Annotated in this window: 10 protein-coding genes; all 10 read left to right on the forward strand. The window is 64.4% G+C overall.

Annotated features, from left to right (window positions below; all coding sequences use genetic code 11):
- Positions 1–69: 69 nt before the first annotated feature.
- The 10 genes from DK926_RS12910 to DK926_RS12955 all read left to right on the forward strand — a co-directional run bounded on the left by DK926_RS12910 (position 70) and on the right by DK926_RS12955 (position 21,496).
- Positions 70–5,217 (forward strand): DEAD/DEAH box helicase, encoded by a 5,148-nt coding sequence (locus DK926_RS12910; protein ID WP_114330858.1) that lies wholly within the window; start codon positions 70–72, stop codon positions 5,215–5,217.
- Positions 5,218–5,219: 2 nt separating this feature from the next.
- Positions 5,220–8,036, forward strand: a complete 2,817-nt coding sequence (locus DK926_RS12915) for a helicase-related protein (protein ID WP_114330733.1) — start codon at positions 5,220–5,222, stop codon at positions 8,034–8,036.
- Positions 8,033–11,950: a DNA methyltransferase gene (locus DK926_RS12920; RefSeq protein WP_114330734.1), complete on the forward strand. Its 3,918-nt coding sequence runs from the start codon at positions 8,033–8,035 to the stop codon at positions 11,948–11,950. Before DK926_RS12915 ends, DK926_RS12920 begins: the two co-directional genes overlap by 4 nt.
- Positions 11,951–11,995: 45 nt before the next feature.
- Positions 11,996–13,696, forward strand: coding sequence for a hypothetical protein (locus DK926_RS12925; protein ID WP_114330735.1), 1,701 nt, complete (start codon positions 11,996–11,998; stop codon positions 13,694–13,696).
- A gap of 74 nt (positions 13,697–13,770) precedes the next feature.
- Positions 13,771–14,412 carry a DUF4433 domain-containing protein gene (locus DK926_RS12930; RefSeq protein ID WP_114330736.1) on the forward strand — a complete coding sequence of 214 codons (642 nt, stop codon included), beginning with the start codon at positions 13,771–13,773 and terminating at the stop codon, positions 14,410–14,412.
- Between the two features lie 14 nt (positions 14,413–14,426).
- Positions 14,427–15,479 carry a macro domain-containing protein gene (locus DK926_RS12935; protein WP_114330737.1) on the forward strand — a complete coding sequence of 351 codons (1,053 nt, stop codon included), beginning with the start codon at positions 14,427–14,429 and terminating at the stop codon, positions 15,477–15,479.
- Between the two features lie 96 nt (positions 15,480–15,575).
- On the forward strand, positions 15,576–17,795 hold the full coding sequence (locus DK926_RS12940; protein WP_114330738.1) for an AAA family ATPase: 2,220 nt from the start codon (positions 15,576–15,578) through the stop codon (positions 17,793–17,795).
- The gene (locus tag DK926_RS12945; RefSeq protein WP_114330739.1) at positions 17,767–18,966 is read left to right on the forward strand and encodes a restriction endonuclease; all 1,200 of its coding nucleotides are present in this window, start codon (positions 17,767–17,769) and stop codon (positions 18,964–18,966) included. Before DK926_RS12940 ends, DK926_RS12945 begins: the two co-directional genes overlap by 29 nt.
- A 70-nt stretch (positions 18,967–19,036) precedes the next feature.
- Entirely contained in the window at positions 19,037–19,369 is a 333-nt protein-coding gene (locus tag DK926_RS12950; protein WP_165839570.1) for a hypothetical protein, read from the forward strand.
- 36 nt (positions 19,370–19,405) lie between these two features.
- Entirely contained in the window at positions 19,406–21,496 is a 2,091-nt protein-coding gene (locus tag DK926_RS12955; RefSeq protein ID WP_114330740.1) for a UvrD-helicase domain-containing protein, read from the forward strand.
- The last annotated feature ends 31 nt before the right edge of the window (positions 21,497–21,527 follow it).

The raw sequence follows: 21,527 nt of genomic DNA on the forward strand, positions 1-21,527 counted from the left end.
CACCCAATGCCGCTTTCACGTGCGCCTGTCAAGTAATGTCGGTTTCCACGTTCGTGACAAGGGGGCATGATGGACGTTTTCGATCTCCACGGAACGCTCATCCAGGACTACCGTTCCTACACAACGTCTTCGGTGGACGTTCGCAGCCCGCGACTTCAACAACATGTTGCAGAGCTGACAGCAAGAGGGGACCAGTGGCCGGAACCCTGGCTTTCCTTGAACCCACTTTTCGCGACCGGTGGATCGATTGGCGAGCTAGTTGAGCAGGGGCTCCTCCATGCCGAGTGCGAGCGAATTTTCCGGCCGAAGGCACAGCCGACGGACATAGGTAGGCGCGCAATTACCCTTCATCGCCATCAACGCAAGGCGATCGAGGCGGCGCAGACCGGCAAATCGTATGTGCTCACCACCGGTACGGGTTCGGGCAAATCGCTGGCATACATCGTTCCGATCGTCGATCACGTCCTGCGCATGCCCGAGCGCACGCCCGGGGTCAAAGCGATCATCGTGTATCCGATGAACGCCCTGGCGAACAGCCAGGTCGGCGAGTTGGAAAAATTCTTGCGCCACGGGTACGAGCCAGGAAACGAGCCCGTCACTTTTGCCCGCTACACCGGCCAGGAGCAGGGCGAGGAAAGGGAGAAGATCCTCCGTGATCCGCCGGACATCCTGCTCACGAACTACGTCATGCTCGAACTGGTGCTCACCAGGCCGGAGGAACGGCGCCGGTTGGTGCAGGCAGCCCAAGGTCTCCAATTCCTGGTGCTAGACGAGCTGCATACCTACCGCGGGCGGCAGGGCGCCGACGTCGCGATGCTGGTGCGCCGGGTGCGCGATGCCTGCCAGTCACCAAACCTGCAGTGCGTCGGCACTTCGGCGACGATGGCGAGTGGCGGCACGGTCGACGATCAGCGGTCAGTGGTGGCGAAGGTGGCCAGCCACCTGTTCGGGGCGGAGGTGACGCCGGAACGCGTGATCGGCGAGACGCTCGACCGCGCGACCGGCGGTGATCTCACCGACCTTGCACGCCTCGGTACCGAGGTGCGTGCCGGCGGCGCTCGCGGCGACTACGCCGAGCTGTCGACATCACCTCTCGCCACCTGGATCGAGGCCACCTTCGGCCTCGACGAGGAGACCGGCACGGGTCGGATAGTGCGCCAAAAACCGGCTCGGGTCCGAGAGTCGGCAGCCCGTCTTGCAGATGTCACGGATTGCACGATCGACGAATCCGAACAGGCCATCCGAGCAACGCTTCTCGCCGGGTCCAACGAGCGGCATCCCGTGACGGGCCGCCCCCTGTTCGCGTTCCGGCTGCACCAATTCCTGTCCAAGGGCGACACGGTGTATGTGTCGATCGAGACCGAAGAACGCCGACACGTCACGTCCACGTACCAGGTGTCGGTACCGGGCGAACCGCACAAGGCGCTGATCCCCTTGGCGTTTTGCCGCGAATGCGGGCAAGAGTATTTGGTGGTCGCCCGTACCGACGATCACGGCACCACTCGCTACCGGCCGCGCCGGGATCGCGACGCGAGCGGTGGCGACGAGGCGAACGGCTACCTGTACGTCTCGTCCGATCAGCCGTGGCCGATCGATCCTCTCGCCGAGGGACGATTTCCCGATTCGTGGGTCTCCGATGGCGAGGTGGTCGAGCGGCTGCGCAAACACCAGCCACGGATTGTGCGGGTAGGGGTGGACGGAGCCGAAGCGCAGGACGGGCTGCGGGCAGCGTATGTTCCGTCGCCGTTCCGGTTCTGTTTGCGCTGCAAGGTGTCCTACGAACAGGCCCGTGGCAGCGACTTCGCCAAGCTGGCGACGCTCGATGCCGAGGGCCGCAGTTCGGCGGTGTCGGTGGTCAGCGCGTCGGTGGTGCGGTCGCTCAAGCAACTACCGGAGGCTGAGTTGTCAGCGGATGCGCGCAAGCTGCTCACGTTCGTCGACAATCGCCAGGATGCCAGCCTGCAATCGGGTCACTTCAATGATTTCGTTCAGGTGACCCAGCTGCGGGGAGCGGTGTTTCGCGCACTCGCGAACGGACCGTTGCGGCACGACGAGGTGGCTCAGCGGGTCGTGGCGTCGCTGGGCCTGCCGTTCGAGTCGTACGCCGCCAACCCGGACGCGGTGTACGGTGCTCGCTCCGCTGCGCAGCGGGCTTTCAAAGAGTTCATCGAGTTTCGGCTCTACGCAGATCTGCAACGCGGGTGGCGGGTGACCATGCCGAACCTCGAGCAGACGGGTCTGCTGCGTATCGACTACGACTCGCTCGCTGAGATCGCGGCGGATACGGCCCTCTGGGAGAGATCACTGGCGGCGTTGCAGGCCGCTCGCGCGGGTGAGCGGGAAGAGTTGTGCCGCATCGTGCTCGACGAGTTCCGACGCGAACTGGCGGTCGACGTCGATTGCCTGTCCGAGGACGGTTACGACCGTATCCGCCGCCAGTCGGAACAGCACCTCACGGGCCTCTGGTCGATCTCCCGTCGCGATGCCCCACCGATCCTCGGGACGGTCTCGACCCGGTCGGGCGCACCTGGGCGCCCGCGGGCCGAGGTGCGGTTGACCGGGCGGTCCGCGCTCGGGCGGTACATCCGAGACCGCAGCGGTCTGCGCAACCTCGACGGGCAGCCCCTCGACACCGCCGACGCCCAACAGGTGATCGAGAACCTCCTCACGGTTCTCGAACGTGCCGGCTTGCTGACGAAGGTTGTCCTGCCCAAGGACGACGGGCTCAACTACCGACTCAAAGCGTCGACCATCATCTGGTACGCGGGCGACGGACAGACCGGCGCACCCGACCCGTTGCGCCGGACTGCAGGCGCAGATCAGGGACTGCGCATCAATCCGTTCTTCCGGGACCTGTACCGCGGCACGGCACCGACGTTGGCCGGACTGCACGCACGTGAGCACACTGCGCAGGTGTCGTCCGCGGATCGCGAGAATCGTGAGAGTGACTTCCGTTCGGGCACTCTGCCATTGATGTTCTGCTCCCCGACCATGGAGCTGGGTGTCGACATCTCGAGCTTGAACGCCGTAGGCCTGCGCAACGTGCCCCCAACACCCGCCAACTACGCGCAACGTTCGGGACGCGCGGGGCGTTCGGGCCAACCAGCTCTGGTGGTGACATACTGCGCGACCGGCAACTCGCACGACCAGTACTATTTCCGACGCTCTCGCGACATGGTGGCGGGCTCGGTTGCTGCGCCCCGACTCGATCTGACCAACGAGGCGCTGCTCGCATCGCACCTGCATGCGCTGTGGTTGGCCGAGACGGGAGCGGATCTGCGGTCGCGGATGCCGCAGCTCCTCGACGTCGAGAATGAAGGAATGCCGCTGGTCGCGGACCTAGCGAGGGTGCTCGGCGAGCCCGACGCCATCCGGCGTGCCACCGACCGCGCGGCCGAGGTCATTGCGCCACTCCGCGCGGATCTGGAGCAGACGGCGTGGTGGCACGACGGCTGGGCGGCATCGATCGTCGCATCGGCACCTCAGGGATTCGACGACGCCTGCGGGCGCTGGCGTGAGCTGTACCAGGCCGCGCTGGCCGATCAGCAGGAGCAGAACAGGGTCGTGCTGGACACCTCCGCATCGCACGGGGCGCGGAAGGCTGCGGAGGCGCGGCGGCGCGAGGCCGAGAGCCAGTTGCGGCTTCTCCGCAACGAGGACTCCGACCGCGGACACTCGGACTTCTACACGTACCGCTACTTTGCATCCGAGGGCTTCCTTCCGGGCTACAGCTTTCCTCGGCTACCGCTCGCCGCCTATATCCCCGGCGTCCGGACGTCGGCCGGTGGTGCGGATGGCGGCGACTATTTGCAGCGGCCGCGTTTCCTTGCGATCAGCGAGTTCGGGCCCGGCGCCCTTATCTACCACGAGGGCGCCCGCTACGAGGTACGTCGGGTACAGGTGCCCATGTCCAGTGGCGGGGTCGGCACAATCGATCTGCAGGACGCGCGACGGTGCGACGAGTGCGGCTACCACCACGTGCGGCAGGCAGGTCTGGACGTGTGCGAGAACTGCGGTGTTCCATTATCGCCTCCGCGCTACAACCTGATGAAGATGCAGACGGTGTTCACCCGGCGGCGGGAACGTATCTCCTCCGACGAGGAAGAGCGACGTCGAGCGGGGTTCGAGTTGGAAACGTCGTTTCGGTTCAGCCAGCACGGTCCTCGTTCCGGCCGTTTGGACGCCGACATCGAAGGCCAAGACGGGACTATGGCCGAACTCGCCTACGGCGACACGGCGGTTGTGCGGGTGACGAACCTGGGTCGGCGACGACGTAAGAACCCTAACGAACTTGGCTACTGGCTCGACACGGTGAAAGGCAATTGGCTCAGCGAGAAGGACGCCACGGACTCGACGCCACAGGACGACGGCCTAGAGGATGTCGCGGATGCGCCTGCGAAGTCCAAGGTCATTCCGTACGTCGAGGACACCCGCAACATCGCGGTGCTGCGGCTGTCCTCACCTGTGGACGAATCGATTGCGACAACGCTGCGGTACGCCCTGGAGCGCGGCATCGAGGCGGAGTTCCAGCTGGAGGATTCGGAGCTGTCGAGCGAATCGCTGCCGGACACCTCGGAAAGGGCGCGGATGCTGTTCACGGAGTCCGCGGAGGGCGGCGCCGGTGTGCTCCGCCGCCTGCACGGAGAACCGGACGCGATCGCCCGGGTGGCGCGTCGGGCACTAGAAATTGCCCACTTCGGCGTGGACGGCGAGGACCTCAGCAAAGCCGACGGGGCGGGCGAACGCTGCGAAAAGGCTTGTTACGACTGCCTTCTCGCGTACGGAAACCAGTCCGATCACCAGAAGATCGACCGTCACGCAATCAAGGATCTGCTGCTCGCCTTCACGGACACGCGGACGGCGACGCGGCGTCAAGACGTGGCACCCGCGGCGGATTCAGGCCACCTGCGTGGCCGATGCCGGTCTGATGCCGAGCGAAATTTGGTGGATCTGCTGGTGGCGCACGAATTCGCGCTACCCGACACCGTTCACGAAAAGATCGGCGGCGTTACCGCGGACTTCGTCTTCCGCGGAGACGCCGGAGTGACGGTGGTGTTCGTGGACGAGTCCGGCCAGGCGCCGGGACCGGGCCGCGACGAGACCGCCGAGGACGAGCTGATGGACCGAGGGTGGTCGGTGCTGCGCCTGCGAGTGGGCGACGACTGGCTGCCCGAATTGCGCGCGAACACGTACGTGTTCGGTACGGGAAGGAAATAGGAATGGGTTTCGCACCGGGCAACCTGGTAACAGCGCGGGGCCGTGAGTGGGTGGTCCTGCCCGACAGCACCGACGATTTCCTCGTCCTCCGGCCGCTCGGCGGGCTGGACGACGACATCGCCGGCGTACTCGTCACTGAAGGTGTCACGCCCGCGATCTTCCCCGCGCCGAACGCCGAGGATCTCGGCGACCACTTCAGCGCCCAGCTGCTCACCAACGCCATGCGGATCGGATTTCGGTCCACCGCCGGACCTTTCCGGTCACTCGCGTCCATTGCGGTACAGCCGAGGGCTTATCAGCTCGTCCCGCTGATGATGGCGCTGCGGCAGGACGTCGTCCGTCTGCTGATCGCCGACGACGTCGGCATCGGCAAGACGATCGAGGCGGGGTTGGTTGCGGCGGAACTGCTCGAGGTGGGTGAGGCGCGCGGCCTGTCGGTGCTGTGCAGTCCTGCGCTGGCCGAGCAGTGGCAGTCCGAACTGCGGAACAAGTTCGGAATGGAAGCGGAGCTGGTTCTGCCCTCAACGGTACGGCGGCTCGAGCGGGGCCGGATCGGCACCGAGTCGATCTTTGAGCGGTACCCGATCACGGTGGTGTCCACTGACTTCATCAAGAATTCACGGCGGCGCCACGAGTTCCTGCGCACCTGCCCGGATCTGGTGATCGTCGACGAGGTTCACACCTGTGTGGCGGCGTCCGGCCAGGGCGGGTCAGGACGCACCCAGCGGTATGAGCTGGTGCGGGACCTATCAAAGGACCGCACCCGGCACATGATTCTCGCGAGCGCAACGCCGCACTCCGGCAAGGAGGAAGCGTTCCGGAACCTGCTCGGTCTGCTCGATCCACTGCTCGAGACCGTGAATTTGGATGAAAGGAAGGGCCGTGAGCTACTGGCCCGGCATTTCGTGCAGCGGCGCCGCGGCGACATCCGCCGCTACCTCGACGAGGACACCCCGTTCCCTAAGGACCGCCTCACTCGCGAGGTGCCGTACGCGCTGTCGCCGGAGTATCACGCGCTGTTCACTAAGGTTCTCGACTACGCCCGCGAAACGGTCCGAGCCGGCGACGGCGAGTTGTCGAAGCGGGTGAACTGGTGGTCTGCGTTGGCCCTGCTCCGTGCGCTCGCCTCGTCACCGCGCGCCGCGGCACAAACCCTGCGGACGCGGGCGGCATCCGCAGCCGCAGATTCTCCGGACGAGGCCGACGCGATCGGTCGAGCGATCGTCCTCGATCAGACCGACGACGAGGCGATAGAGGCCGCGGACATTACGCCCGGCGCCGACAGCGGCGACGCTGGGAACGCGACTGTCCGGCGCCTCCGCGGTTTCCTCGCCGACGCCGCGAAGCTGGAGGGCAAACCGGACCGCAAGATCACAACGCTGGTCAAGGAGGTCAATAAACTCCTGGCCGACGGCTGCGATCCGATCGTCTTCTGCCGTTTTATCGACACCGCTGACTATGTCGCGGAGGAGCTGCAGAAGGCGCTGGGCCGTGGCGTCACTGTCCGCGCAGTCACCGGCACGCTGCCCCCGTCGGAGCGGGTGGCGCGGATCGACGATCTGACCGCCACCACTGGCCGACACGTCCTCGTCGCGACCGACTGTCTGTCGGAGGGTGTGAACCTGCAGGACGGTTTCCAGGCGGTGGTGCACTACGACCTCGCCTGGAATCCGACGCGGCATGAGCAGCGGGAGGGCCGCGTCGACCGGTTCGGTCAGCGCGCCGAGCAGGTGCGGGCCGTCACCCTGTACGGACGTGACAACCAGATCGACGGCATCGTGCTGGAAGTCCTGCTGCGCAAGCACGAGGCGATCCGCAAGGCGACGGGCGTGTCGGTTCCGGTGCCGGACAACAACTCCGCAGTGGTGGAGGCCCTGATGGAGGGGCTGCTGCTGCGCGGCACGGACGCGGAGCAGCTATCCCTGGACCTCGACGTGCAGCAGAAGCAGTTGACCCTCTATCGGGAGTGGGAGTCGACGGCGGAGCGGGAGAAGCTCGCGCAGACGAAATACGCGCAGCACGCGATCAAGCCGGAGGAGGTGTCGGCGGAGGTGGCCGCGGCGCGCGCCTCGCTGGGTACCCACGGGGACGTCGCGACCTGTGTGGAGCACGCCCTGCAGGCGCTGCGGTCGACGATCAGCCGAACCGCTGACGGGTTCACGGCGACCTTGGCACCGCTCCCGTTGGGTTTGAAGGATGCGCTGCCCCCCAACCGCAACGACCCGCTGCTGTTCGCGGACGACCTCCCGGTCCGCCGGGGTGACGCCGTGTTGACCCGCACCGACGCGACGGTCGAAGCAATCGCGCAGTACGTGCTCGAGTCGGCGTTGGATGCCGGGATGGACGAGGCAGTCCGTCCCGCGAGGCGCTGCGCTGTGGTGCGCACGAGTGCGGTGTCTGTGCGGACCACCCTGTTGGTCGCGCGGTTCCGTTTCCATCTGGAGTTGCCGTCTCGCACTGGGACACGGCAGCTGGTGGCGGAGGATGTGGCGACGTTGGCGTTCGAGGGTGCCCCAGCGCAGGCCAAGTGGCTGGACGCCGACGCGGCCGCCGCGTTGCTGGCTGTTACCCCGAGCGGCAACGTCCCCGCCCCGCAGGCTCGACAGTTCGTCACCCGGGTTGTCGACGGGTTGGACGGGCTGCGGCCGAATCTTGACGCGCACGGAGCCCAACTGGCCGACCGGCTGTTAGCGGCGCACCGCCGAGTGCGGCAGGCGTCGTCGGAAATCGTGCGTGGGTTGAAGGTGACCCCCGAGGCGGGCGCCGACGTGTTGGGTGTGTTCGTGTTCGTTCCGTCGATCGAAGAGGGTGCCAAGTGAGCGGCGAGTCGTTCGTCGGAGTCCGGATCCAGGGCGGGCTGCTGCCGGCAGACCTGCCCTCGCAACTCGCCAGCGGACTCGACCCGTCGGGTAACACGCTCTCCCCGAAGGATTATCACCTAGCGACCGGCGAGACCGTCCGGGACGCGGCTAACCGCGTGTGGGCCTACCTGCGGGGCGTATGGACGGGGTACCGGGACGCGCTGGCTCAACTTCCGGCCGATGCGCCGACAACCGCGCTGACCCGCGAACGTTTCCTGCTGGTGCTGTTGGACCAGCTCGGGTACGGCCGAGTTCCCACCACGGGGAAGGGCGGCATCGAGGTCGAGAGGCATCCGTTCCCTGTCTCCCATCTGTGGGGTGCCACTCCGATCCACCTGCTCGGTTCCGGTACCGCGCTGGACACCCGTACCAGGGGTCTCGCAGGTGCGGCCGGGTCGTCCCCGCAGTCGATGGTGCAGGAGCTGCTGAATCGCAGCGACGATCACCTGTGGGCGATCCTGTCGAACGGTCAGGTGCTGCGGCTGTTGCGGGACTCGACCTCCCTCGTCGGGTCGGCGTATGTGGAGTTCGACCTGGAGGCAATTTTCGACGGTGACCTGTTCGCCGATTTCCTGCTGCTGTACACACTGTGTCAGGTGTCGCGGGTAGAGGTCCGTGACACGGAGATCGGGCCGGCGTCGTGCCGGCTGGAACAGTGGCGTACCGAGGCAGTCGAATCCGGTTCTCGCGCACTGAATCTGCTGCGGGATGGAGTCGTGGACGCGCTTCGCACCCTCGGCGTCGGGTTCCTCACCCACCCGGCGAATGCGTCGCTTCGCGATGATCTCGCCGCTGGCAAGACCTCGGTCTCGGACGTCAACCACGCCTTGCTGCGGGTGGTGTACCGGTTGCTGTTCACGTTCGTCGCCGAGGATCGCGGCGCCCTGCTCGACCCGAAGGCCGATCCGCAGGCGCGCCAGCGGTATCTGGACTACTTCTCGACGGCACGGCTGCGCAACACCGCCCGGCGGCGGCGCGGCGGCCGGCACGGAGACCGCTGGCAAGCGTTGACGCTGGTGTGGCGTGGCCTGGGCAGCGAGAGCGGTCGGCCGGAGTTGGGGCTGCCCGGCGTCGGTGGCCTGTTCGAAACCGGCAGCTTGGACTTCCTCGCTGACTGCGAGCTGTCGAATGAGTACCTGTTGTCGGCCGTGCGCTCGCTGTCTCTGGTGCGGGAACCGAAATCCGACGTGCTGCGAGTGGTGGACTACCGCAACCTCGGGGCCGAGGAACTGGGCAGCATCTACGAGGCGCTGCTCGAATTCGTGCCGCAGTGGGATCCTGCAACGAAGCAGTACACCCTCGACATCGCATCCGGGAACCAGCGCAAGGACACCGGCTCCTACTACACGCCGACGTCACTGGTGGAGTCGCTGCTGGATACCGCGCTCGAACCGGTGCTCGACGACGCGGTGAAGTCCGCCGACACTTCCGACGGCCAGGTGGCAGCACTGCTCGCCGTGACGGTGTGCGACCCGGCGTGTGGCAGCGGACACTTCCTCGTCGGCGCAGCGCGGCGGATCGCGAAGCGGGTCGCCGCGATCCGCACGGGCGATCCGGAGCCGGCACCTGAGCAGGTCCGGGCCGCGATGCGCGACGTGGTCGCGGGCTGCGTGTACGGCGTGGACGTCAACCCGCTCGCCGCGGAGCTCGCGAAGGTGTCCCTGTGGATGGAGGCGCTGGAGCCTGGCAAGCCGCTCGCCTACCTGGATGCGCAGATCAAGGTCGGCAACGCGTTGATCGGTGCCACCCCCGCGCTGCTGGCGGACGGCCTTCCGGATGAGGCGTTCAAGCCGATCGAGGGGGACGTCACGACGATCGCGACCGCCACGAAGGCGGCGAACAAGGCCGAACGCAAGAACCAGGGCAGCCTCTTCGACCTCGGTGACGCGATCGCCGCGAACACCGACCTGGCCGCGAAGGTGCAGCAGGTGGTCGGCGCAAACCCGCTGTCCCTTGCCGACGTTCATGTGCAGCAGCAGCGTCTGAATGCGTACACCGATTCGGATGAGTACCGCCAGGCTCGCCTGACAGCGGACGCGTGGTGCGCAGCGTTCGTGTGGCCCTTGCAGCCAGATGCGCCGACGCCGATCACGCACGCGACGGTCGCCGGGCTCGGCGACGGCACAACTACGCTGAGTGAAGCCCAGTCCGCGGAGGTCGCCCGCCTGGCGGCGGAGTATCGATTCTTCCATTGGCACCTCGAGTTTCCGCACCTGTTCCCTACCGGCGCGACCTCCGGCGACGCCGTAAGCGAGGCAACGGGCTGGGGTGGTGGATTCGCCGTCATGTTGGGTAATCCACCATGGGAACAGATTGAAATAGATGAAACTGAATTCTTTTCCCAGTACCACCCTGCCATCAGCCAAGAAAAGCGTTCGTCGGCACGTCGAGCAATGATTGAAGACACACTGGACAATTTTCCAGACCTCGAAGAATTATACGCCAGGAGGCGCCGCTACGTCGCCGGAACAGTCGGCTTCATCAAGGGCTCAGGAAAATACCCAAGAACCGTTTCGCGACGCCTCAACACCTATCGACAATTTGCCGAGCTGTTTGTCGATCTTATGCAACAATCCGGCCTTGGAGGAATCATAACTCCTACCGGACTGATAAACGACCTGAGCTCGGCGGGGCTCACGGAAGATCTCGTCAAATCGGAGCGAGTTTGCAGCGCCTTCGATTTCGTCAACCACTGGAAAACCGAGTCGATCGACAGACGTTTTTTCCTTCAGGTTCCGAACCATACGAGATTCTCGCTCACCACCATCGCCGGAGCCAGACGACGAGCTGCATCAATCAAGACAGCTCGGAGGCTGCAGGATCCGCGAAACATCAAGCCGAAGACCATCGAGGTCCAGCCATCCGATATTTCCCGCATCTCATCCGAGACTTATTCAATCCCATTATTTTCAGACGCCACTGAATCCTCTATAGCCATTCGCACGTACCGAAACTGCACCCTGTTCCGCGACACCGAACTGGAAACACGACAGGGGACGCTAAACATAAGCACCAACGACAAGCATCTCCGCTCGCATGAAGAATTGGTTGCTTCAGGTCTTCATCTCACCGGAGTGACGTTTACAAATTCTAACCGATCAAACCACCTCCCCGTATGGGAAGGAAAGCTATTCGGTGCGTATAACAACTCCCGGTCGACTTTTGCAGGAATCCCGGCAGAGCGACGCTTCAATAAAAAGGCCTCTCCGCGCCCGACGTCCATTCAGGATGGCGAGCTGCCATTGCCTCGCTACTGGGCGCCACAAGAACTCGTTTCCGAGAAATGGCCCTCTAAACGCAACTGGGTTCTATCCGGCAAAGAGACTACTGATGCAGACACCTCGCCACGCTCGTCCGTTTTCTGCGTCTACCCATACAGCGGGCTGGCCCACACATGCCAGATCATTTTCTCCGATGCACTTCCGGAGGATCATCTTCTTCACTACCTCGCATGCCTAAACAGCTTCGCATTCGACTTCTTTGTCCGACAGAAGCTCGTTGGTCGCCACCTGACGGCCTCGATCCTCAGGCAGTTGCCCGTCGTAGTTCCCCGGCAGCGCTTCTGCCTAACAGATAAGTGCGCCTATGAGTTCACATCCACGCGCACGAAGCTTCTATCACTTAGCGCGTACACCCCGAACATCTTCGATACTTCCACCAGTTCGGAATCGCTTGATCGAGAAATTGCCATAAGCGAACTCGATGCCGCATTCTTCCATTTGTACGGATTCTCAAGGGAGGAGGCTGAATACGCCATGGATAGCTTTCAACTTGCGAGAAAGAAGGATATCGAAACTCACAACGAATACCGCACGAAGCGGCTGATCCTCGAGCAGTACGACGCCATGGTCCCCGCTGCCGAGGCAGGCTAGCACTCCGCCAAGCTCTGCACCATCGCCCCACGGAGGTTTCGCATCATGTCGCTCGTGTACCGCGCCATCTGGCAAGACAATCTCGACTCGGTGTGCACGACCGCCGCCGATGTGTTCCGATCGTGGGCAAACGGCAAGAAGAGGGTGCCGGACGCCATCCCGGACTCCGGCACAATCCATAGCACGGTGATCAACGGCACCGACCGCGTTGATATCGAGGTCCAGACCGAAGGCGCTACTAGCGACTTCGGTGCGGTAACCGATGCCTTCCGTGCCCAATTGGTCGAGACTCGACCTAAAGGGCAGCGGTGGCACACGACGGTGCGCAGCTGGCAGGAGGCACCGTCCGGAGAGAGCGCCGCGGGGCCGGCGTGGCTGTGGGTCGACGTCGAAGTCGTCGGAGACGTCGACATCCGCAGCCTCGCCCCGAAGGCGCCGATCTTGGCTCGCGATTTGCTTCTGGCGGGTTCGAATCCTCGTATCGGCGACGAGCGACTGCTCACCCGAGCAGATTTCGTGCACGGAGCCGCCGCAGGTGAGCACCTCGCTGAGGAGCTGTCGCACTTCGACCGCTCCATTCCGTTTGTCGTTCTGCACAAGAACTTCGGGGCTGAGCAACGGATGCCCGCGAATGTCAACTTCGACCAAGTGGTGCGAACCACCGCGAACGCCGTCGCCGGCATCGCGAATGTGGTCTGTGTCGACGGAGCCGCCGCACATGCTCTCACCGAAGCACTGACCGAAAGCCACGGCCTCTGGGGCGGCGCCCTTCGGATCTATCAGAAGGACCTTGACCCGGCGAGCCCATCGGACAGCTGGCGACACCGCTACGTCACCGCCGACCGCTACCTCACCAACCGGTCAACTGCTGCAGACATCGCGGGCCGCACTATCGGCCCCATCTCCTCCGTCCGCCGCCCGCCGCCGTCGTTCGCCAACGCGAAGGCACTCCTGAACCAGCAGAACACCGGATCGGCGACGTACGCGGAACTGCTCGAGTACGCCGACACACAATTACAGGCGGCAGAAGAGAACAACGCTGCGCTGCTGGACCAACTGCGTCAAGCGGATGAGGACGCCCAGGCGCAGGCGTTGGACCTCGACGAAGCGCTGGAGGACCGTCTTCGTGCACTCGACCAGGCGGAGAAGCTGACCCGCAAGGTCGACTATCTGGAGAAGCAGCTCGCCGAACTGGGCGGGAGCTCGGCGTTCGCAGTGGGTGCGGGTCCAATGCTGCCGGACACGGCGTCGAACCTGTCCCATGCCGTCCAGTTGGCGCAGGAACACCTGGCCGATCGACTCGTCATCCCCGGCGAAGCGCTCCGCGACCTTCCTGTCCTCGACAGCACCAATACCGCTGGCGCGTGGGGAAATCTGTCGTGGCTCGCGTTCCGGGCATTGCATGCATTCGCAGACGACTGCGCCAACGGATGGGACAGGGGCGGCTTCTACGAATGGTGCGGCAACTCCAAGCACCCGCTGGTGTGGAGGGCATCGACGAAGAAGCTCGCCATGAAGGAGTCCGACACCGTCCACCAGAGTGACAAGCTGAAACAGTGCCGCGTACTTCCTGTCGCGACCGACGTCGACCCGAGCGGGTCCATCTTCATGGAGGCGCACATCAAGATCGCCACCGGCGGCGGAAACCTCGCACCGCGCATCTACTTCCATTTCCACAACCCGACCTGCACCATGCACGTCGGCTTCTTCGGACCGCACAAGTACATGCCGAATTCGAAGACATAGCGACCGGGCGATGTTCGTCTCGTCCCGTATGCGATCAGTAGACCCTCCATCGTCCGTCTGTAGGAGCCCACCACTTGCCGCGTCCCATCCCGACCACGGTCTGCCACTTCACGCACATCGAGCACCTACCGACGATCGCCGGCCACGGCCTACTGTCGGATACTCGAGCCCAGGCCGGTGGGCTGTTGACAACCGAGGCCGGGGAACCTCGCATCAAACGACGCCGGGCCCGCCGCGCGGTGAGGATGAGTCGTGGGGGCGTCGTCGCCGACTACGTGCCGTTCTACTATCGATCTCGCAGCCCGATGCTCTCCGCGATCCACAACGGACGGGTGCCGACCTTCACCGGCGACACCCACGACCTCATCTACCTGCTCAGTACCGTCGAGACGCTTCTCGACCACGGCCTGCCCCTCGTCTTCACAGACCGGAATGCGTCGCTGGAGTTGGCGGCATATTCGGACTCGCTCGAGGAGCTCGACGACCTCGTCGACTGGGAAGTGATAAGGGCCCGCTACTGGGCAAACACCGAGGACGATCCCGACCGCAAGGAACGGCGGATGGCCGAGTGCCTCGTCCACGACCACGTCCCGTGGGAGGCCTTCACTGGAATAGCGGTCTACGATGCGGCCCGGGAACGCCGCGTCCGAGAGATCCTCGATAGGCTGGACGGGAACCAGCCACCCATCCGCGTCACACCTGACGCCTACTTCTGACCTCGGAGCTCCGCATGTTGACCACCACCACCGGAAATCTGCTGCGCGCAGACACCGATGCCCTGGTCAACACGGTCAACACCGTGGGCGTGATGGGCAAGGGAATCGCGCTTCAGTTCCGCCGCGCCTACCCCGACATGTTCAAGGCGTACGCCACAGCGTCCAAGGCCGGCGAGGTGCAACTCGGCCACGTGCACGTGTGGGAAACCGGGGCGCTCGACGGCCCCCGGTTCATCATCAACTTCCCCACCAAGGGCCACTGGCGGGCAGCGTCCAAGCTGCGTGACATCGAGGCCGGGCTCTCCGACCTCACCCGAGTGATCCGCGAGAACAACATCACGTCAATCGCTATCCCACCTCTGGGCTGCGGCAACGGCGGCCTCGACTGGGCCGACGTCCTTCCCCTGATCCGTCAGGCGTTCGCGGAGCTACCCGACGTCGAGGCGATCGTGTACGCACCCGACGCTCCACCGACGCCGATGGACATGGGCAATGCGACCGAGCGCCCGAACATGACGGTCGGCCGCGCGGCGCTCGTGACACTCCTGGACCGCTACGCCGGTGTGGCCCTCGGCGCCACACCCATCGAGGTCCAGAAGCTGATGTACTTCCTGCAGGTGCTCGGCGAACCGCTGAACCTGAACTACGCGAAGAACTTGTACGGCCCTTATGCCGACAACCTCCGGCACGTTCTGAACCGTGTGGAAGGGCACTTCCTCACCGGTTACGGCGACGGCACGGCGCGGGTTCTCGACGCCGACCCCATCCGAGTTCTACCAGGCGCGGTGGACGAGGCCGCAGCGGTGCTCGCAGAGAACGGCGAGACCGAGAAACGCGTCGAGAAGGTCCTGGACCTGATCGACGGCTTCGAGTCGATGTACAGCATGGAACTGCTCGCGACAGTCCACTGGGTGATGTCCGAGGACGCCGCTGCGGCCGAGGACTGCAAGCATGCCGTGAAACTTGTTCACGAGTGGACACCACGCAAACGCCGCACCTTCACCGAAGATCACATCCACGTTGCTTGGCGAGCGATGAGGGAACGGGGTCTCATCTCGGCTGGCTGATCGGTTCGGTGCGCTGCCACCACGAACTGCAAGCGCGCATCGCGGTCGGTTCACGTCATACGGCCGACGAGCCTGGCGGTATGCAAAGGTACAGGCATGCCATCCGATGAAGAGCCCGGCGCCGTCGAACGAATCGGCAGGAGACTCGTCGACGCCGGCCTCGGCCGCGGAGACTCATTGCTCACCCCCGGCCAAGCGATCTGGACTCTGGAACACCTCACCGAGCTCCAGCAGGACTTCGTCGACAAGCCCGACGAAGGCTCCGGCACGTTCTTCGACAAGCTCACCGCACAGTTGGAATCGACCTCACCCGACGCGATTCAGCTTTTTGCCGAGCTGTACATCATGAACGTCCTTCCCATCGTCAACCTCACCGGCAAGCTGAAGGTGCAGCAGGTCGATTCGATACTCGACCTGTGCACCCCGCGTGTCGCCCTCCCGGCAGATGTCGAACAGGCACTGTTGGTCGGCGGCGTGTATCACGGCGGCCAGGCCTTCAACAACTACCGGTGGAAGCAGCTCGCATACCTCATCGAGTTCGCGAAGGCCTTCCTCTCGCTCTCAGCGGGTGAGCGGTCGGAAGCACTCGACGATCCCCTGAAGTTCAGGGCCGTCGCGAACTCCGTGGCGACGGGGCAAGCAGCGCAACGCCAGTCGTTGCTCTACCTCGGATTCCCCGACTTCTTCCTGCCGATCGTCAGCCCCAGCCACCGACGTCAGATCCGTGATGCCTTCGCGGCCGACTACCTCGACCACCCGCCCACCGACGACGTCGATGTTGACCTTCATGAGATCCACACCAACGCAGCCGCCACCACCTCCGGCGACGCTGTCGACTTCTACTCCGCTCCCTGGAGCGATCGGTGGCAACAACCCAAGGCCACCGCCGCGTCACCGTCCGACCAGGTCGTTCACGCGTGGAAGGTGTACGGGTCCAACGTCGCAGGCGAGGACATGGTTCCAATTTGGCGCACCAAGGGAACAGTCTCCCTGGCAGCGAAATTTCTGCGCCCTGTCGAATCGGACGTCACACGTGACGAACTGAAGGGGTTCATCGAGGAGGACTACCGTGCGTCGGGTTATGCCGCGAGGCAGGAGAAGCTCGACGAGTTCTACTCCTTCCTCGCCCGCATGCACCCCGGTGACCTCGTCGTTACCGTGAGTCAAGGCAAGGCACACTTCGGCACCGTCACCGGAGATGCTGAATACGTGCAGAGCACCGACGGCCGCTCGAACCTGCGCCGACCCGTCAAGTGGGAATCGGTGACCAGGCCGAGCACCGACCTTCCACTCGAGATCGCCTCGCGCCTGAACGCACAGGGCGAGGTGGTGGATCTGACCCCGCAGATCGACGCACTCAGAGAAATCTTTGGGCAGCGTCGCGCTGCCAAACCGGCCACCGGGCTTAACCTTCCCGATGCCAGTGCAGATCTCGCGCGCCGCCTGCACGTGCCGCAGGAGTGGCTGCAGGAATGCGTCGACTTGTTGCGGGACCGCCCACAACTGATCTTCTACGGCCCGCCCGGCACCGGGAAGACCTACATCGCCAAGGAACTGGCGCGGCACCTCGCCGGAGAATCGAACGTCAAGATCGTCCAGTTCCACCCTGCGTACTCGTACGAGGACTTCTTCGAGGGGTACCGCCCCGCCCAGCAAGTCGCAGGCCAGGTCGGATTCGAGTTGCGCCCTGGTCCACTGCGCACCATCGTCGACCGCGCGACCGACAACCCCGACGCGGTGTACGTACTCATCATCGACGAGATCAACCGAGGCAACCTCGCAAAGATCTTTGGCGAACTGTACTTCCTACTCGAGTACCGCAACGAGAGCATCGACCTGCTCTACGGGTCCGACAACACCGAGCCGTTCATGCTGCCGCGCAATGTGATTCTCATCGGGACGATGAACACTGCCGACCGGTCCATCGCCCTCGTCGACGCCGCGATGCGCCGCCGGTTCGCGTTCCTCCCGCTGCACCCGTCGGAGCCGCCCACCTCAGGCATCCTGCGAAGCTGGCTGCAGGCCACGAATCGTAAATCCGATGCCGCCGACCTACTCGACATCCTGAACGCGCGCATCGACGACGAGGACTTCAAGATCGGCCCCTCGTACCTCATGCGGGATGCGGTCTACCACGAGAAGGGACTCGACCGGGTGTGGCGTACAGCCATCCTCCCGCTGCTCGAGGAGTTCCATTACGGCGACCGCGGTATCGATGTCCAGTTACGGTACGGACTGGACGCGCTGCGAAAGACACTCAGCACCAACGATTTTTCGGAATCCGGCGATGACACCAACGACTCTGATACTGACTGAAGGCGGTCCGCCTCAACCCGTCCGCCTGTCACCGATCGAGTACGAGACGCTCCGAACCCTCGCCATCGTCGACGTCACCCCCACCTTGAAGACTGGGATCTACTCGATATCGGCGGGTCGCAAGATCGGCGCCGTGTCGGTCGGCGACAGACAAGTCTTCGTCCGCCCCAAGATCGCCGACCTGAACCGACTGGTGTTCCTGCTCGGATACAGCCTCAATCGCGACATCTGGCGCGACGACCACGTCCGGCTCACGGAAGCGGACGAACTACTGCCCGCACTGGCCGAGGCGTTCTCCCGACTGGCCGCACGCGCCACCGAGCAGGGGCTGCTACAGGGTTACCGCACCGTGAAGGACGTCCTGCCGGTGCTGCGCGGCCGCGTTCTCGCCGGCGAACAGATGTCCCGGCGCTTCGGACTCCCAGTGCCCCTTGCAGTCGAGTACGACGACTTCACCGTTGACATCGCTGAGAACCGGCTTCTGCTCGCGGCTGCGTTGCGGCTACTAACGGTCGCCGGGCTATCCGTGGCAACCCGGCGACGCCTACTGAGACTCCGAGTCGCACTTGCCGACGTCACCGTGCCGACACGTGGAGAAGTCCATCCGTCATGGGAACCGAGCCGCCTCAACACCCGCTACCACAACGCGCTACGTCTCGCCGACATCGTCCTCGCCGCACAGTCATTCGAACACCGGGCCGGCGACCTGACCGTCACCGGATTCATGTTCGACATGTGGAGAATCTTCGAGGACTTCGTGTGCGCGGCGCTCGGTGATGCACTGGCCACGCGAGGCGGTCGCTACGCGACTCAACACCCACTACATCTTGACGACAACCTAGAGGTGCGAATGAAGCCGGACCTGGTGTGGTTGGGCTCCCGCGACCGCTGTCGTGCCATTGTCGACGCCAAGTACAAGGCCGAACGACCCGACGGTTTCCCCGATGCCGACCTCTACCAAATGCTCGCCTACTGCACCGTGCTCGGGCTGGAGCACGGCCACCTGGTCTATGCGAAAGGCAACGAGCAGGTCCGAACACACACCGTGCGCCGCGCCGGCGTCGTCATCCACTGTCACACCCTCGACCTCGCCGAACCGCCGGCGCAACTTCTCGGTCAGGTCGACCAACTCGCAGGTCGAATCATCGATCGCGCTATTGGCCGACAGTGAGGACGAGATGGTCGACGACCGTCTGGTAAAGAACAGTGCGAAGGATCGCCGTCGACACGAAGGAGTCGCGATGTACGGAGCGTGGAAGAGCCGCGAGCACTTCAGTGTCGCACGATCAGATCCGTGGTTCGTCTCGGTGTCACTCGACAAGGTCGAGGCAGCGGTGCGTAGCCAGGTCACCCACTACCGTCCCAGCGCGGTGATCGCCGGCGACAACGACGGCACATGGTCACTCATCTACTTCGTTGAGCTTCAGACGCTTTGCCGCATCACTCCCGAGCAGGCTGCGAAGTACGAGGGTGTCCGGGCGGGGCGGGTGCCCTGGTCATCCACGATGCGACCGCCGCCGGAACCGACAGAAACGACGGCACCCACGATCGACCTGGACCGTCTCGGTCGCTAAAACTTCTCCGTAACGCTACCTTCGAGAGAGAGATCCATGCCATCCCTCGCCATCGATCGAGATTTCCTCCTCGACCTCGGGAAACTCGAGAAGCCTGTGCAGGAGCGTGTCTCCGAGGTGTTCGAGAAATTCGAGTCCGCCACTCACGCCGGTCTGCACCTCGAGAGGATTCAGAACGCCCGCAACGAGCGATTCCGTTCGATCCGAATCAATCAGTTCTGGCGCGGTATCGTCCTCGCCCCTGAATCTGGCGATACCTACGTCCTGCTGAAGGTTCTCCCCCACGACGACGCCTACGACTGGGCGAAGCGCCGCGCCATCTCCGTGAACCGGGCAACCGGCGGCATTGAGATCCGTGACGAAGCCGCGCTGGACGAGTCCCTCTCGACGATGACGGCTGCATCGCCACCCGCAGGCGGCCCGATCTTCAAGGATGTCGCCGACAAGGACCTCACGCAGTTGGGCGTCGACGAGAAGACGCTGACGTTCGCGCGGGCCCTCACGGACGTCACCCAGCTGGAAGCAGCACAGGCCTTCCTGCCCGCCATCCAATGGGAGGTGTTGTACGGGCTCGCCGCGGGCATGACACCCGAAGAGGTGTGGTCCGATCTCGGTGCCGCGATCCTCGACGAGCCCGTAGACACCGACGACATCGACGCCGCGGTGCGCCGTAGCCGTGACCGCGTCGTGCTGGTGGACGGACCCGACGAGTTGATGGCCATGTTCGCCAACCCATTCGCGCTGTGGCGGATCTACCTGCATCCCACGCAGCAGTCGGTGGTCGACGCGACCTTCCGTGGTCCGGCCCGCGTCACCGGCGGACCCGGGACCGGGAAGACGGTGGTGGCGTTGCATCGCGCCCAGCGGCTCGCGCAGCGCGCCGAGGGCAAGGTACTGGTCACCACCTTCACTTCGACCCTCGCCGATTCCCTCCAGACCGGTGTCACGCTGTTGGTCGAGGACTCAAGCGTCATGTCGAGAATCGTCGTGCAGCACGTCGACCGGGTCGCTCACCGAGTGTTCCGTGACAGGCACGGAGCCCCACGTCTGCTCGCCAGCACTGACGAGAAGCAAATGTGGCGAGGCATCGTCGACTCACTGGAGGTGCCGTTCAGCCCGACCTTCCTCGCCGAGGAGTGGCGTCAGGTGGTCCTGGCGCAGCGCGTCTCGACCGCATCCGAGTATCTCGCCGCGAAGCGCACAGGCAGGGGACGCCGCTTGGGTTCGAACCAGAAGGCGCAGGTGTGGCAGGCGATTTGGGAGTTCGAGACCGCGCTTACGACTCGCGGCGTCTGGACACACGAGACTGTTCGACGTGAGGCCACCGCACTGCTCGAATCCCGCACCGACAAGCCGTACCGGCACATTGTCGTCGACGAGGCCCAGGACCTCAGCCCCGACCAGTGGCGCCTGCTCCGCGCCGCAGTCCCGGAAGGCCAGGACGATCTGTTCCTTGCCGGTGACACCCACCAGCGGATCTACGACAATCACGTCAGTCTGCGTGAGGTCGGAGTCAGCGTCACCGGGCGATCCAGCAGATTGTCCGTCAACTACCGGACCAGTGCCGAAATCCTCGCGTGGAGCCTCGGTGTGATCCGGGGCGAGCAGATCGACGACATGGACGGCGGCTTGGACTCGATCGCCGGGTGCCGGTCCGACATTCACGGCGACGCACCCTCAACTGCTGGGTTTTCCACTCGGGACCTCGAACTGGGCCACGTTGTCGAAGCGGTCAAAGGATGGATCGACTCCGACGTTGCACCGAGCGAGATCGGGATCGCGGCACGTTCGAAACGGCACTGTGACAAGGTCGAGGAAGCACTACGGAAGGCGGGAATTCCGGTTCGGGCGCTCGCCAAGAGCACCGCCGCCACCGAGGCGGTGTCCGTTGGCACCATGCACCGGATGAAGGGACTCGAGTTCCGGTGCCTCGCCGTTGCGGCAGTCAGTGACAACGCAGTACCGGAGCCGAGCGCAGTCACCGCAACCGATGATGATCAACAGACCCACGACCGCGACCTTCAGCGCGAAAGGTGCCTACTGTTCGTCGCCTGCACTCGCGCCCGGGAACAACTCCTCGTCACCTGGCACGGCGAGCCGAGTCGATTCATCGTCCCCCTGGTCTGATAATTACTCAGTTACAACGCAGCTCCCACGG

The organism is Rhodococcus sp. Eu-32 (assembly GCF_003336925.1).
Taxonomy (GTDB): Bacteria; Actinomycetota; Actinomycetes; order Mycobacteriales; family Mycobacteriaceae; genus Rhodococcoides; species Rhodococcoides kyotonensis_B.